This window comes from Nonomuraea sp. NPDC059007, from assembly GCF_042740555.1.
Taxonomy (GTDB): domain Bacteria; phylum Actinomycetota; class Actinomycetes; order Streptosporangiales; family Streptosporangiaceae; genus Nonomuraea.
Genome location: NZ_JBHYJD010000012.1, coordinates 106,241 through 119,386 on the forward strand (window position 1 = coordinate 106,241; position 13,146 = coordinate 119,386).

Sequence of the window (13,146 nt, forward strand, 5' to 3'; positions counted from 1 at the left end):
AGCCTAGTCGCTCCTTCAGCCATTCCAGCCGGGCACGGCCATGCGTACCGTAAGGGCGTGCTCGACCAGGTGGATGAGCGCGCTCTTGACCGAGTCCTTGGACCGGGCGTCCAGGCGCACCAGCGGGATGTGCGGCGCCAGCGTGAGCGCGTCGCGCACCTCGCCGTCGCTGTGGGGGTACTGGCCGTCCCAGCCGTTGACGCCCACGACGAACGGCAGCTGCGCCTCTTCGAAGTAGTCGATGGCGGGGAAGCTGTCGGCCAGGCGCCGGGTGTCCACCAGCACGACCGCGCCGATGGCGCCGCGCACCAGGTCGTCCCACATGAACCAGAACCGGTGCTGACCCGGCGTGCCGAACAGGTAGAGGATGAGGTCACGGTCCAGCGACACGCGGCCGAAGTCCATGGCCACGGTCGTCGTGGACTTCAGTGGTGTCATCCCGAGGTCGTCGATCCCCGCCGAGGCGTCTGTCATGACCGCCTCCGTGGTCAGCGGCATGATCTCCGACACCGCGCCGACGAACGTCGTCTTACCGACACCGAAGCCTCCGGCCACCACGATCTTCGTCGAGGTGAGGCCGGGGCTAGAGCCTGCGAAGTCCACTGAGCACCCTTTCGAGCAAAGACACGTCCGGCCTTCCGGCTTCCAGCGCTGGCTGGTGCACGCGGACCAGACCTTCTGCCGCCATGTCGGCGATCAGTACCCGCACCACGCCCAGTGGTATCCGCAGGAGCGCGGAGACCTCGGCGACCGAGCGCACCTGGCGGCACAGCTGGGAGATCGCCTGGTACTCGGGGGTGATGTGCGAGAACTCCCGGTGTTCGGCCGTTGCCGAGGACACCAGGGCCTCCATGGCGAGCTTGACCCGCGGCGCCGTGCGCCCGCCCGTCACCGCGTACGGGCGTACCGGCGAGGCGGGGTCGTTGTGGGGCGGCGGCGGGGGTTCCCAGCCGCCGCCGCTGTTCCAGCTAGGGTGGCTGTTCACGAGGCGTGCACCTCGCAGCTATGGTCGCTCACGCTGATCACCTGGTCTGGCTGGCGCGCAGTTCGGCGCGTACCGCGGGGGTCAGCACCTGCCCGGCACGGTCCACCATCAGGGTCATCTGGTAGGCGACCAGCCCCATGTCGCAGTCGGGGGCGGCCAGGACCGCCAGGCACGAGCCGTCGCTGATCGACATGATCAGCATGAGACCGCGTTCCATCTCCACGATGGTCTGGTTGACCACCCCGCCCTCGAAGACCCGGGCGGCGCCCTGGGTGAGGCTGATCAGCCCGGAGGCAATCGCGGCCAGCTGGTCGGCCCTGTCCGTCGGGAAGCCGGCGGAGGCCGCGAGCGGTAACCCGTCGGAAGAGACCACAACAGCATGGGCGACCCCGGGAACGGTGCTGACGAAATCAGTGATCAGCCAGTCGACCCCGCGCGCCGCGTGGCTCAGGTCGTTCATTCGCCCTCCTCCCTGCTATCAACGTGCTTCGAGCCAGGGGGATACGCCCTGCCTTCGCTGATGTCATCACGTGCTGCTCTGAAGCCCTGCTGGAAACTGCTCAGCCGGCTGCGTACCCGGTCGGGCGAGACGTTGCGTACCGGGGCCACGCCCTTCGGCGCGCTGGCGGTGTCGGCGGAGCCCGGCACCAGGTTGGCCTTGGGGACGCGCTTCGGCAGTCCCGCCGCCGTCGGCGCGTCTCGCACCGGCTCGCGTACGGCTTCCGCCGCGCTCCAGCCCGCGTCGGCCTTGGTCGAGCCCCAGTTGCCGCCGCCGTTGTCGTTGTGCTCGAACCAGGCCGACTCCACCGAGGCGAAGATCGGCAGGAACTCGTCGCCCTGGTTCACCGCCGGGATGGGCCCGGTGGCGGCCGATTCGGTCTCGGGGAAGTCGTAGCGGTTCTGCGGGCGCTGCGGTTGTTGCTGCTGCTGCTCGCGGTTGAACGACCAGGTGGACACCTCCTCCGATGGAGGCGCGGGCTGGCGTTTGGGCAGCGGGGGTTCGTTGCCCCAGCCGCCACCGCCGGTGTTGCGTGAGGGCACCCACACGTCCGAGGTGTCGGGGCCGCCGCCGCGCGGGTCGGACGGCCATCCGCCGTTCCCGCCGCCGCCACCGCCGGCGGGGACGCCGCCTTCGGAGGGCCATTGGGGCATCGAGGGCCACGAGCCGCTCGCCGGGTTCGACGGGAAGGAGGGGTGGCCGCCGGGCATCTGCTGGCCCCACTGCATGGGCTGGCCGTTGAACGGCTCGACCACGGGCGGGGGCGGGGGCGGCGCGCTGACCGGGCCGGGTCCGGTGCCCGCTCCGGCCATGGCGGCGGCCTGGGCGCCGAGCAGCGCCTCCGGCAGCAGGACCATGGCGGTCAGGCCGCCGGAGCCGTGGGGGCGCAGTTGCACGCGGATGCCGTGGCGGTGGGCCAGGCGGGCGACCACGAACAGGCCCATGCGCCGGGAGACGGAGACGTCCACCGTGGGCGCGTCGGTGAGGCGGTCGTTGGCCTGGGTGAGTTCCTCGCCGGTCATGCCGATGCCGGAGTCGGTGATCGACAGCATGACGCCGCCGCCGTCGATGCGGCTGCCGGAGACGGTGACGCGGGTCTCGCGCGGGGAGAACGACAGGGCGTTCTCGACCAGCTCGGCCAGCAGGTGGATGACGTCGTTGACGGCCTGTCCGGCGACGGAGACGCCGTCGGGCACCTGGAGGACGACGCGCTCGTAGTTCTCGACCTCCGACAGGGAGGCGCGGGCGACGTCGACCAGCTTGACCGGCTGGCTCCAGCGGCGGGGCGGGTCCTGGCCGGCGAGGACCAGGAGGTTCTCGCTGTTGCGGCGCATGCGGGTGGCGAGGTGGTCGAGCTTGAACAGGTTGGCCAGCCGGCTCTCGTCCTGCTCGCCCTGCTCCAGGCCGTCGATGAGGGTGATCTGGCGCTCGACGAGGGTCTGGGAGCGGCGCGAGAGGTTGACGAACATGGCGTTGACGTTGCTCCGGAGCCTGGACTCCTCGCCCGCCAGCCGTACCGCCTCGCGGTGGACCTCGTCGAAGGCGCGGGCCACTTCACCGATCTCGTCCTCGGAGACGACGCCGATGGGCGGCACCTCGGGCGTGCTGGCGTCGACGGTCTCGCGCATGGTGCGCACGGTGTCCGGCAGGCGCTGACCGGCGATGTGCAGGGCCTCGCTGCGCAGCCGGCGCAGCGGGCTGACCAGCGAGCGGGCCATCAGAGTGGTGACGATCAGGACCAGGATCAGCAGCAGGCCGGAGCCGACCGCGGCGAACAGCGCGGAGGTCTGGGCGGAGTCCTTCAGCCCGCGGCTCTGCACGTTGATCGACTGTGACAGCCGCTTCTCCACGGTGCGCATGGCGTCGATGGCGCCGGTGATCGACTCGAACCAGCGGTCGGCGTCCGCGCGGGTGCGGGAGTCGAGGTCGATGGCGCTGCCCTCGGCGGCCTGCGACAGCGCGCGCAGGCGGAACAGCGCCGCGCGGTCGACGTCGGCGCCGGTGACGGTGTCCTCGTAGAACTGCAGCTCGTCGATGGAGGCGGTCGACCGGAAGGCGGCGATCTCGCTCTCCTGCTGGGCGCGGGCGCCGCCGAAGGCTTCCTGCTCGCCGGTCTGGAACGCGCCGGTCGTGGCGGCGGCGGCCAGCAGTCCGCGCTGCTGGGAGGCGGCGTCCTTCGCGCGCGTCAGGGCGCTGAAGGCGCGGACGCTGTTGCTCAGGGTCTCGTCGACGTCGCCCTGGCCGATCTCGTCGTGGAACTTCTGGAGCGCGTCGATGATCTGGGAGTACTTGCGCATCGTGGGCAGCGCGGGCAGCTGCGACTTGATGACCGTGTCGCGGGCGAAGGCGATCTCCTCGAGGCGGCCCTGCATCTGCTGGACCATGAGGCTGACGCTCTCGCCGTGCGCGTCGGAGATGACGGCGGCCTTCTGGTTGAACGCGGTGACGGCCTTGTCGACGGGGGTGAACGTGCCGCGTAAGTCGGCTTCCGCGGGCTTGCGGCGTCCTACGGCGACGTACTGGACGGCCCGGTCACGTTCCAGGGCGAGCTCGTGGACGAGCTCAGTGATGGAATCCCCCAATTCCGCCTTTTCCAGGACACGCTGATAGGCGTTGGCCCGGCCGATGGAGTCCACGATCTGCAGGCCGCCGATCCACACACCGACGGCGGTCGGGACGGCGATGAGCGCGATGAGCCGCCATCGCACGCGCCAGTTGCGGAGTCGGAACCTACCGCCACCGGCTTTGGAGTGTGCCTGCGTGGGCACCGGACTCTGCGTGCCACGCTGGTTCGCGCCGGATCGTTTCCTCACGTGACTGGCACTTCCTCGCGGGTTCCACGGGGTGGTGAGGGATAGACGGGACAACCCTCGGAACAAGGAGCTATTTGAGCACATCCTCCTAACTCAGGCCAACACTCCGGTCTCACCGAACTCATCAAGCATTGCAAATCACCCACTCCCTGCCATATCACATCTTCATTATCACCTCAAAGGTCATTATTTCGGACATACGACCCAGCCCTCGATATTTCGGACAACACAAATCGGATGATTTCATGGCAATTGCGACCGGGGCTCCGGTACGATCTCCGCCTGTTCGCACGGCTCCCACCTGTCGCTCGGGACGCTCGCGGAACCCTTGCACCACCCCGTCGAGGAGACTCATGACTTTCGGGCCTACCCTCCGCGCGTCCGTAATCGGGCTCGTCGTGGCCGTTTCCCTTGCCGCCTGCAGCAGCGGCTCAGGCTCTCCCTCTGGTTCCTCCGCAGGTGGGGGCCTTGAGAAGACGACGATCACCATCGGGGTCTCCCCCGTGCCGTCGTCCGCGCCGGTCTACATCGCCGAAGCGCGGGGTTTCTTCAAACAAGAGGGCCTCAACGTCAAGATGGAGGTCATCCAGGCGCCGCAGGCGGTCATGCCCAAGATCGAAAACGGCAGCATGGACATCTTCAAGGGCAGTTACGTGTCGTTCCTAAACCTTCAGGACAGTGGTCAGAAGATCAAGATCCTGTCCGATACCCTCCAGGGCGCGCCCGGCATCGCCGCCGTCGTCGTCCCGAAGGACTCCAAGCTGCAGAGCGCCAAGGAGCTCAAGGGCAAGACCATCGCCGTCAACTCGCTCAAGAACCTCGGCGAGCTCTCCGTCAGCGCCCACCTGCAGATCAACGAGCTCAGGCCGCAGGACGTCAAGTTCACCGTGATCGACTTCCAGGCGCAGATCGCCGCGCTGAAGACCGGCACCGTGGACGCGGCCTGGCTGGTGGAGCCGTTCCTGTCGGCGGCGCAGCAGGGCGGCGCGCGCGTGCTGCTCGACACCAACACCGGCCCCACCGAGTCGCTGCCGATCGACGGCTGGGGCAGCACCGACAAATGGGTGGCCAAGCACCCGAAGACCGCCGCCGCCTTCCAGCGCGCCGTCCAGAAGGCGCAGCGCCTGGCCGCGACCGACCGTTCCGCGCTGGCCGAGGTGGTCCCGAAGTACACGCAGATCCCCAAGGAAGCGGTCATGACCATGGCCATGGGGACCTTCCCGACCTCGCTCAACGCGACGCGCATCCAGCGCGTGGCCGACCTCATGCACGAGTTCGGCTACCTGAAGAGCAAGATTGATGTCCCCACTATGGTCTTCAACGGACCCGAGCAGTAGCAGGAGCGAAAACATGAGATTAACGCGGGTCGTCACCGTCGCCTTCGCGACCGTTCTCGCCCTGGCCGCGTGCGGCGGCGGGCAGAAGGAGACGCCGAAGGCGCAGGGCTCGGCCCCCGCCGGCGGACTGGAGAAGAGCACGATCACCGTAGGCGTGGTGCCCGTGCCCTCCTCCTCGCCGCTGTACATCGCCGAGAAGCGCGGCTTCTTCAAGGCGGAGGGCCTGACCGTCAAGACGGAGATCATCCAGGCTCCGCAGGCGGTCATGCCGAAGATCCTCAACGGCAGCATGGACGCCTTCCTCACCAGCTACGTCTCGCTGATGGCCATCCAGGACTCCGGCGCGGCCAAGCTCAAGCTGTTCCAGCACGTCCAGACCGGCGCCCCCGGCATCGCGGGCGTCGTCGTGCCCAAGGACTCGCCGGTCAAGGCGACGACCGACCTCAAGGGCAAGACCGTCGCGGTCAACGTGCTGAAGGCGCTCGGCCAGACCACCACCAACGCCCACCTTCAGGCGGCCGGTCTCAAGCCGGAGGACGTGAAGTTCGTGGCGATCCAGTTCGCCGACCAGCTCGGCGCCCTGGCCTCCAAGAAGGTCGACGCCGCCTGGCTGGTGGAGCCCTTCCTGTCGGCCGCGATCAAGGAGGGCGCGACCCAGATCATCGACACGACCAGCGGTCCGACCGCGGGCATCCCGATCGACGGCTGGGGCGTGTCGGAGAAGTGGCTGGCCGACAACCCGAAGACGGCCGCGGCCTTCCACCGCGCGCTGGCCAAGGCGCAGAAGATCGCCGGTGAGGACCGCAACGCCATCAACGAGGTGGTCCCGACCTACACCCAGATCCCCGCGCCGGCCGTCGCCGCGATGAAGCTCGGCACCTTCGGCATGGAGCCGGACATGGCCGCGTTCCAGAAGCTGGCCGACCTGCTCCACGGCTACGGCTACCTCAAGGCGAAGATGGACGTCTCGACACTCATCCCCGCCAAGGTCGAATGAGCACTCTCCGCAACAGACGAGGAATCCTGGGCGCCGCCGGCGTCCTGGGATTCCTCGTTCTCGTAGAGGGCCTGGGACGTCTCGGGGTCATCGATCCCGAGATCATCCCGCTCGTCTCGACCGTGCTGGCCACCACGGCCGAGATCGCCGTCGAAGGCGAGTTCCTGTCCGAGGTCGGCAACACCCTGCTGGCCTGTCTCATCGGCCTGGTGATCGCGATCGTCACCGCGGTGCCCGCCGGGCTGCTGCTCGGCACCGTTCCCGTGGTGGAGCGCTCCGTGCGGCCGCTGGTGGAGTTTCTGCGGCCCATCCCCTCGGTCTCGCTGATCCCGCTGGCGATGTTCCTGTTCCCCGCGAGCCAGGACGCCAAGATCGCGCTGATCGTCTACACCTGCGCGTGGCCACTGCTCATCAACACGATGTACGGCCTGAGCGACGTCGACCCCCAGGCCAAGCAGACCCTGCGCAGCTTCGGGTTCGGCGGCATGTCGATCGTGCTGCGGGTCAGCCTGCCCAGCGCGGCGCCGTTCATCGCCACCGGCATCCGCATCGCCCTGTCGGTCACGCTGATCGTGGCGGTGAGCGTCGAGCTCATCGCCGGTGGCGGCGGCGGGATCGGCAACTTCCTCTCCCTGGCCAGCGGCGCCAACCGCATCGACAGGATGCTGGCGGGAACGATCTGGGCGGGCCTGATCGGCCTGGCGGCCAACGCGTTGTTCATGGCCGGTGAGCGCCGGTTGTTCCACTGGCACCAGGGATCGACATCATGATCATACGCAGGCTCGCCTGGTACTGGCTGCTGCCCGTCGCCGTCCTGGCCTGGGAACTGGGCACGCGGCAGGCCGAGGCCACCTACTTCCCGCCACCGAGCGTCATCGTGGTCCGGCTGCACGAGATGTGGTTCTCCGGGCCGCTGTCACGGGTCTTCCTCACCGACGAGGCGATCGCCGACCTGGTCCCGAGCCTGGCAAGGCTCATGGCCGGCTGGGCCATGGCCGCGGCGGCGGGGGTGGCGCTCGGCGTCCTGCTGGGCCGTTCGCGCTGGCTGTCGGCGCTGGCCGACCCGCTGATCCACTTCGGCCGCTCGGTGCCGCCGTCGACGCTCCTGCCGATCTTCCTCATCCTGTTCAAGATCGGTACGCCGATGCAGCTGGCCTCGATCGTCTACGGCGTCGTCTGGCCGGTGCTGATCAACGCCGCGGACGGGGCGCGCTTCGTCGACAAGCAGTACATGGAGACCGGGGACGTCTTCCGGCTGAGCAGGACGCAGCGGGTGTTCCGCATCATCCTGCCGGCGGCGGCGCCGAAGATCTTCGCCGGGCTGCGGCTGAGCGTCTCCCTGGCGCTCATCATGATGGTCGTCTCCGAACTCGTCGGCAGCAGCGAGGGCATCGGGCACCGCATGCTGGAGGCGCAGAGCGAGTTCGACATCCCGGCCATGTGGGCGGGCATCGTGCTGCTGGGCATTCTCGGGATCCTGCTCAACGCCGTGTTCATCGGGGTGGAGCGGATGACATTGGGCTGGCATCGGGCCAGCCGTACCCGCTGAGACGCCCCCTTCCCGATTCGCGAGGGGAGGGGGCGTCCGCGCGTCAGCCGTACAGGCGCTCGATGACCTCTTTCTGGCGGGCGACGAACCAGGCGCGGCCGGGCTCGGCGCCGGCCAGGCCGTCGGGGCGCTCGACGTCGTGGCGGGCGTACTCCTCGGCCCACAGGGCCGGTTTCACGCGGGAGAGCAGGTTGGTCATGCCGGGGCGGGTGCGGAAGCGGCGCAGCCCGTCGAGGTCGAGCTCGGCCGCGGCGATCACCGACTCCCCCGGCCCGGCGACGGCCAGCACGCGGCCCTCGAAGTCGAGGACCTCGGAGCCGCCGTTGGTGGAGTCACCGGGGATGGAGATGCCGCTCAGGCCGCCGCTGTTGGCCGAGACCACGTAGGCCATGTTCTCGATGGCGCGCGCCCGGCGGCCGATCGCCTTGGGCGTCAGCGCCGGGGCGGAGGCCTCCGAGGTCGGGTGGCAGAAGACCTCGGCGCCGCGCAGCGCCAGCGACCTGGCCAGCTCCGGGTAGAGGATCTCCTCCGAGGCCAGCGCGGCCAGGTTGCCGATCTCGGTCCTGGCCACCGGCAGCACCGCGTCCATGCCGTAGACGCCGAGGTAGCGCTCCCACACGTCGTAGGGGCTGGGCGAGTACATGGAGTGGAGCCTGCGGTAGCGCAGCACCGTCTCGCCGTCCGGGGAGAGGATCACGCAGGCCTGGAAGAACAGCTCGGGGAAGTGCTCGTCGCTCTCGTAGGCGTTGACGCACAGGTAGACGCCGTGGCGACCGGCGATCTCGGCGAGTTCCTTGTACTCCTCGCCGTCGGGGGCCAGGGCCGCCTTGTCCCGCCAGGCGGCGACGCTCTCGCTGATGGGGAAGCCGGTCAGCACGTACTCGGGCAGGACGACCAAGCGCAGGTCGGGACCGATCCAGGCCTTGGAGCCGCCGAGGCCCGCATCCACACGGGCGATGGCCGCCCTGATCTCCGAACGCGGGTCGGCCAGCCCCGTCACCGCCCGGGTCTCCAACTGCAGGGCCAGCGCCCGGTAGGCGGTCACCGGTGCCACCACGGGTCGGCCGCGGCCGAGCGGTTGACCAGGTGGGCGCGGCGGCGGACGAACCGGTTGATCGAGACCTTGCCCATACGCGAGCCGCCGAGGCCGGAGAGCTTGAAGGAGTTCTTCTCCCCTTCGTGCACCAGCGCCGTCAGGGAGGCGTCGTTGACGCTGACCGCGCCCACCTCCAGCCGCCGCGCCAGCGCGCGGGCCTCCTGCTCGGTGGCGGCGAAGACCGCCCCGGACAGCCCGTACGCGCAGTCGTTGGCCAGCCGCACCGCCTCGTCGGCGTCGTCCACGGCCATCACCGGCAGGATCGGCCCGAACGTCTCCTCGGTCATGAGCGCCATCGAGTGGTCCACGCCCGACACCACGGTCGGGCGGCACCACAGCCCGCCGCCGTGGTGCTCGATCTGGCCGCCGGTGTGCACGACCGCGCCGCGCTCGACGGCGTCGGCCAGGTGGCGCTCGATGACGCCGGCCTGGTCGGCCGCGATGATCGGGCCGATGGGGCCGCCCTCGCAGGTCAGCGTCACCTTGGCCGCCTTGTCGGCGAGCAGCGCGAGGAACTCCGCGTGTACGGCCCGCTCCACGTAGACGCGCTCGATCGACTGGCAGGCCTGCCCGGCGTTGGCGGTGCCGCCCCACAGGACGGCGGCGGCGGCCCGGTCGAGGTCGCTGCCGGCCAGCACGATGGCCGGGTCCTTGCCGCCGAGTTCCAGGAAGGCGGGGATGAACGCCTTGGCCGCGGCCTCACCGACCTTGCGCCCGGTGGGCACGCTGCCGGTGAACACGACCGCGTCGACGAGGTCGATCAGCGCGGCGCCGGTCTCCCCCGCGCCCTCGACCACCCGCAGGGGCAGCTCCTCGGGCACCAGCCTCATGAGCGGCTCGATGAACCTGGGTGTCACCTCGCTGGGCTTGACCAGCACCGCGCACCCGGCGGCCAGCGCCGGGATCGCGTCGATGAGGCCGAGCAGCAGCGGGAAGTTCCACGGGCTGATCACCCCGACCAGCTCGTACGGCACCGCCTCGCCGCCGACCACGATGCCGGGCAGGCTGGCGGGCTCGTCCTGGGGCGGGGCGAGAAGGGCGGGGGCCTGCCGTACCCACCGCTCGATCATGCCCGCCACGATCTGACGTTCCAGCACCGACTCGCCGGTGCGGCCGGTGTCGGCCACGAGCGCGGCGAGCAGTTCTTCGTCGGTGGCCAGCGCGGCCCCGAAACGGTTGAGCACGGCCCCTCGGTCCGCCTCGCGCCAGGCGGGCGCCGCCGCGCGCAGCTCGGCGGCCGTGGCCGTGAGCAGCGCGGGCGACGGTGGTGCGAGCAGGCGGTCGGTTTCCCCGGTGAGCGGGTTCCTGACCTGCGTCATGGTTACCTTCCGTTGGTGGTGCACCACTGGGCCCAGGTGGTGGCACCCCGGCCCAGTTGCTTGTTGTAGAACGACGACCAGGAGTTCTCGCTGGCGCCGGGGTCGGTGGGAGCGGCCTGGTAGAGCGGGTACTGCAGGTCGACCTTGGCACGCAGCCACGGCTCGACCTCAGCGTAGGAGTTGAGCGCCCAGCTTCGCGCGTGGTAGGTGAGCTGGCCCTGGACGCTCGCCTCCGGCAGGCACATGAAGGGCGCCCACGGGCTGGTGCGGCTCCAGCTGATCTTGGTCTTCATGGCGAGGGTGGGGACGGTGCCGTCGACGGTGCGGGCGGCGCGCTCACGGTCGTCGACGTAGAAGTCGAACATCTCCATCGCGCTGTAGTGACCGTTCTTGAGGCCGAAGCTCTCGCCGAGCGTGGTGGTGAAGTTGGTGTTGACCGGGATGTCGCTGGTCCACGCCGTTTCCTCGTGCCGCTGCTGCAGGGGCGGGCCGACGTAGGAGGGGGTGACGTTGAACGGGCCGAAGGCCACCCTGTCGTTGTTGATCGGCACGACCGGGTAGATCTTGCCGTCGACGGGGTTGGTCCACTCGGTGAGGATCTGCGTCGGGTTGGTGGGGCTGGTGTAGAAGACGATCTCGCGGGAGAGCTGGTGGATCTGCGTGGTGCCGGGCACGCGGTAGAGCCGGCGGATGTTGTAGCCCTCCAGGTTGAACAGCTTCTGGCCGTGGCGGATCTTGGGGTCGAGGGCGTTGCCCTCCACGTTGGCGTAGACCGAGCCGGAGATGCGGAAGACCATGTCCTGGCCGTCGGGGCGGCCCATGGACTGCAGCTGGAGCTGTCCGGCGTCGTCGGTGACCGTCCGGTAGATGGGGCCCGGGGCCCAGGGGTCGTCGATGTCGGCGGCGACGGCGGCTCCCGGTGCGAGACCGGTCAGCATGAGGGCGGATAAGGCGATAGCGAAGGACGGTCCACGGCGCTTCAACATCGTGTCTCCGGAGGTGGGGCGGCGATAGCGGGGGAAATACGATCATCATCGGAGAGACTCTGTCAACGCGCGTGTCGGCTCCGGGCAGAGCCCCCGGCCGCCCTCGGTCCGGGCGGCCGGGGCGGGGTCAGGCCACCCGTCGCTCGTCGATCAGCGTGCGCTTGACGCAGACGCCGCCCTTGACCCACTGCCAGACGCGGCTCTTGCTCTTGCCGTCGTCGCTGAGCACGATCAGCTCGAACAGCCGCAGGTCCTCGTCGGCTGCCTTGTAGATCCAGCTCAGGTAGATCGTGGACGCGTCCAGCTCCCAGAACTCGCCCTTGATGCGCTCGGTGTCGAAGCCGCAGCGCCCGTTGCCCAGGTACGTGCCGGGGAACTGGAGTTCCTCGGTCCTGCCGTCGTCCCAGGTGTAGCGGTTGACCTGGTGGTAGGTCTTGTCGTCCACGATGGTGCAGGTCAGGTGGGAGCGGTGGCGGTCGATCAGGTTGCCGTCCGCGTCAAGGTGGGTGTACGTGCCCTCCCACTCGCCCTCGTGGCGGGCGAGAAGCGGCATGTCATCACGAAGCCCCATAGGAACACCTCTTGCAGGGTTGGTCATGGTTTGCGGCCGACGCCGGCGACCGCCAGTTTCAGCACCGGATGGCTCTCCTGGAACGGTTGATCGGGGTCGGGACGCCAGTCAGGCACCCCTACCAGCCCGGGATCGACCATTTCAAGACCCGCGAAGAAGCGGGCGATCTCATCCTTGGTGCGGTATCGGGTGTTCCGGGCCTCCAGCAGCGAACGGCTCTGCTCGTCGCCCCTGTTCAGGAGGTGGTGGATGAACACGTAGCTGCCCGAGGGAAGGGCGGCGACGAGTTCCTTCGTGAGGTGCCAGGGGTCTTCCTCGTCCTGGACGTGGTGGAGGATCCCGCAGAGGATCAGGCCGACCGGCCGCTTGAGGTCGATGTGCGCGGTCAGCTCGCGATCGCCCAGCAGGGCGGCGGGCTCGCGCAGGTCGGCGTGTACGGCGAGCGTGTTGACGTTCCTGGCCAGCAACGCTCTGGCATGGACCAGGACATGGGGGTCGTTGTCCACATAGGCGACACGCACCCCGGGATCGACCGAGTGGGCCACCTGATGCACGTTTTCGGCTGTCGGTAACCCGGTGCCGATGTCGATCAGCTGGCGTAGACCGACCTCTCCGACCAGAAACCTGACGACCCTGCCCAGCACCGCGCGTTGCGCGCGGACCCCGATCTCGACACCGGGCATGAGCGCGCGGATGCGCTCACCCTCGGCCCGGTCGACACCGAAGTTGTCCTTGCCCCCGAGCAGGTAGTCGTACACACGAGCAGGGCTGGCCTCCGACAGATTCAGTCCGTAGGGAGCCTCACCATCGACGTCTGCCACGACACCCCTTACACCCAAACCTATGATCGCCCTCTGAGCCTATCCGGAAAGCCACCCTGCCATCTACACGACATACCAACATAAATACCCATAAAACCGGACAAAGTACGCGGTTTAATTTAAATCCGACGGTCAAAAGGCTAAAACTGACATATCCACTATATCTCCTTTAA

The 13,146-nt window shown here is 68.9% G+C and carries 13 protein-coding genes; 4 read left to right on the forward strand and 9 right to left on the reverse strand.

The annotated features are described in order from the left end of the window. Window positions 1-15 precede the first annotated feature (15 nt). The 4 genes from ACFWY5_RS21670 to ACFWY5_RS21685 are packed head-to-tail and all read right to left on the reverse strand — an operon-like array spanning window position 16 to window position 4,192. On the reverse strand, window positions 16-603 hold the full coding sequence (locus ACFWY5_RS21670) for an ATP/GTP-binding protein (protein ID WP_184965568.1): 588 nt from the start codon (window positions 601-603) through the stop codon (window positions 16-18). Further along, window positions 584-985, reverse strand: coding sequence for a DUF742 domain-containing protein (locus ACFWY5_RS21675; RefSeq protein ID WP_376773507.1), 402 nt, complete (start codon window positions 983-985; stop codon window positions 584-586). The genes ACFWY5_RS21670 and ACFWY5_RS21675 overlap by 20 nt, the downstream gene beginning before the upstream one ends. Before the next feature lie 37 nt (window positions 986-1,022). Beyond that, window positions 1,023-1,445, reverse strand: coding sequence for a roadblock/LC7 domain-containing protein (locus ACFWY5_RS21680; RefSeq protein ID WP_184965570.1), 423 nt, complete (start codon window positions 1,443-1,445; stop codon window positions 1,023-1,025). Further along, entirely contained in the window at window positions 1,442-4,192 is a 2,751-nt protein-coding gene (locus ACFWY5_RS21685; RefSeq protein ID WP_379620350.1) for a nitrate- and nitrite sensing domain-containing protein, read from the reverse strand. Before ACFWY5_RS21685 ends, ACFWY5_RS21680 begins: the two co-directional genes overlap by 4 nt. A 458-nt stretch (window positions 4,193-4,650) precedes the next feature. On the opposite strand from ACFWY5_RS21685, the gene ACFWY5_RS21690 reads away from it, so the two are divergent. From ACFWY5_RS21690 to ACFWY5_RS21705, 4 genes are read left to right on the forward strand one after another with little or no spacing between them, the layout of a single operon-like run. Continuing rightward, complete coding sequence (locus ACFWY5_RS21690) at window positions 4,651-5,634, forward strand: ABC transporter substrate-binding protein (protein ID WP_379633863.1); 984 nt, start codon at window positions 4,651-4,653, stop codon at window positions 5,632-5,634. A 13-nt stretch (window positions 5,635-5,647) separates the two neighbouring features. Beyond that, window positions 5,648-6,631, forward strand: a complete 984-nt coding sequence (locus ACFWY5_RS21695; protein ID WP_379620346.1) for an ABC transporter substrate-binding protein — start codon at window positions 5,648-5,650, stop codon at window positions 6,629-6,631. Next, on the forward strand, window positions 6,628-7,401 hold the full coding sequence (locus ACFWY5_RS21700) for an ABC transporter permease (RefSeq protein ID WP_379620344.1): 774 nt from the start codon (window positions 6,628-6,630) through the stop codon (window positions 7,399-7,401). Before ACFWY5_RS21695 ends, ACFWY5_RS21700 begins: the two co-directional genes overlap by 4 nt. Continuing rightward, window positions 7,398-8,180 (forward strand): ABC transporter permease, encoded by a 783-nt coding sequence (locus ACFWY5_RS21705; RefSeq protein WP_379620342.1) that lies wholly within the window; start codon window positions 7,398-7,400, stop codon window positions 8,178-8,180. Before ACFWY5_RS21700 ends, ACFWY5_RS21705 begins: the two co-directional genes overlap by 4 nt. 43 nt (window positions 8,181-8,223) lie before the next feature. On the opposite strand, the gene ACFWY5_RS21710 is transcribed toward ACFWY5_RS21705, so the two are convergent. The 5 genes from ACFWY5_RS21710 to ACFWY5_RS21730 all read right to left on the reverse strand — a co-directional run bounded on the left by ACFWY5_RS21710 (window position 8,224) and on the right by ACFWY5_RS21730 (window position 12,973). Continuing rightward, window positions 8,224-9,225: a nitrilase-related carbon-nitrogen hydrolase gene (locus ACFWY5_RS21710; protein WP_379620340.1), complete on the reverse strand. Its 1,002-nt coding sequence runs from the start codon at window positions 9,223-9,225 to the stop codon at window positions 8,224-8,226. Then, complete coding sequence (locus tag ACFWY5_RS21715) at window positions 9,222-10,595, reverse strand: aldehyde dehydrogenase family protein (RefSeq protein ID WP_379633865.1); 1,374 nt, start codon at window positions 10,593-10,595, stop codon at window positions 9,222-9,224. Before ACFWY5_RS21715 ends, ACFWY5_RS21710 begins: the two co-directional genes overlap by 4 nt. A 2-nt stretch (window positions 10,596-10,597) precedes the next feature. Then, a complete protein-coding gene (locus tag ACFWY5_RS21720; protein ID WP_379633867.1) occupies window positions 10,598-11,581 on the reverse strand; it encodes a DUF1838 family protein in 984 nt (327 codons plus the stop codon). Between the two features lie 127 nt (window positions 11,582-11,708). After that, entirely contained in the window at window positions 11,709-12,152 is a 444-nt protein-coding gene (locus tag ACFWY5_RS21725) for a DUF3598 family protein (protein WP_379620334.1), read from the reverse strand. Window positions 12,153-12,175: 23 nt separating this feature from the next. After that, window positions 12,176-12,973: an SAM-dependent methyltransferase gene (locus tag ACFWY5_RS21730; RefSeq protein WP_379620332.1), complete on the reverse strand. Its 798-nt coding sequence runs from the start codon at window positions 12,971-12,973 to the stop codon at window positions 12,176-12,178. Window positions 12,974-13,146 lie beyond the last annotated feature (173 nt).

Coding starts and splice junctions, on each gene's coding strand:
- ACFWY5_RS21725 (WP_379620334.1), bottom strand. CDS start 12,152: ATGGGGCTTCGTGATGACATGCCGCTTCTCGCCCGCCACGAGGGCGAG.
- ACFWY5_RS21700 (WP_379620344.1), top strand. CDS start 6,628: ATGAGCACTCTCCGCAACAGACGAGGAATCCTGGGCGCCGCCGGCGTC.
- ACFWY5_RS21705 (WP_379620342.1), top strand. CDS start 7,398: ATGATCATACGCAGGCTCGCCTGGTACTGGCTGCTGCCCGTCGCCGTC.
- ACFWY5_RS21690 (WP_379633863.1), top strand. CDS start 4,651: ATGACTTTCGGGCCTACCCTCCGCGCGTCCGTAATCGGGCTCGTCGTG.
- ACFWY5_RS21680 (WP_184965570.1), bottom strand. CDS start 1,445: ATGAACGACCTGAGCCACGCGGCGCGCGGGGTCGACTGGCTGATCACT.
- ACFWY5_RS21720 (WP_379633867.1), bottom strand. CDS start 11,581: ATGTTGAAGCGCCGTGGACCGTCCTTCGCTATCGCCTTATCCGCCCTC.
- ACFWY5_RS21715 (WP_379633865.1), bottom strand. CDS start 10,595: ATGACGCAGGTCAGGAACCCGCTCACCGGGGAAACCGACCGCCTGCTC.
- ACFWY5_RS21695 (WP_379620346.1), top strand. CDS start 5,648: ATGAGATTAACGCGGGTCGTCACCGTCGCCTTCGCGACCGTTCTCGCC.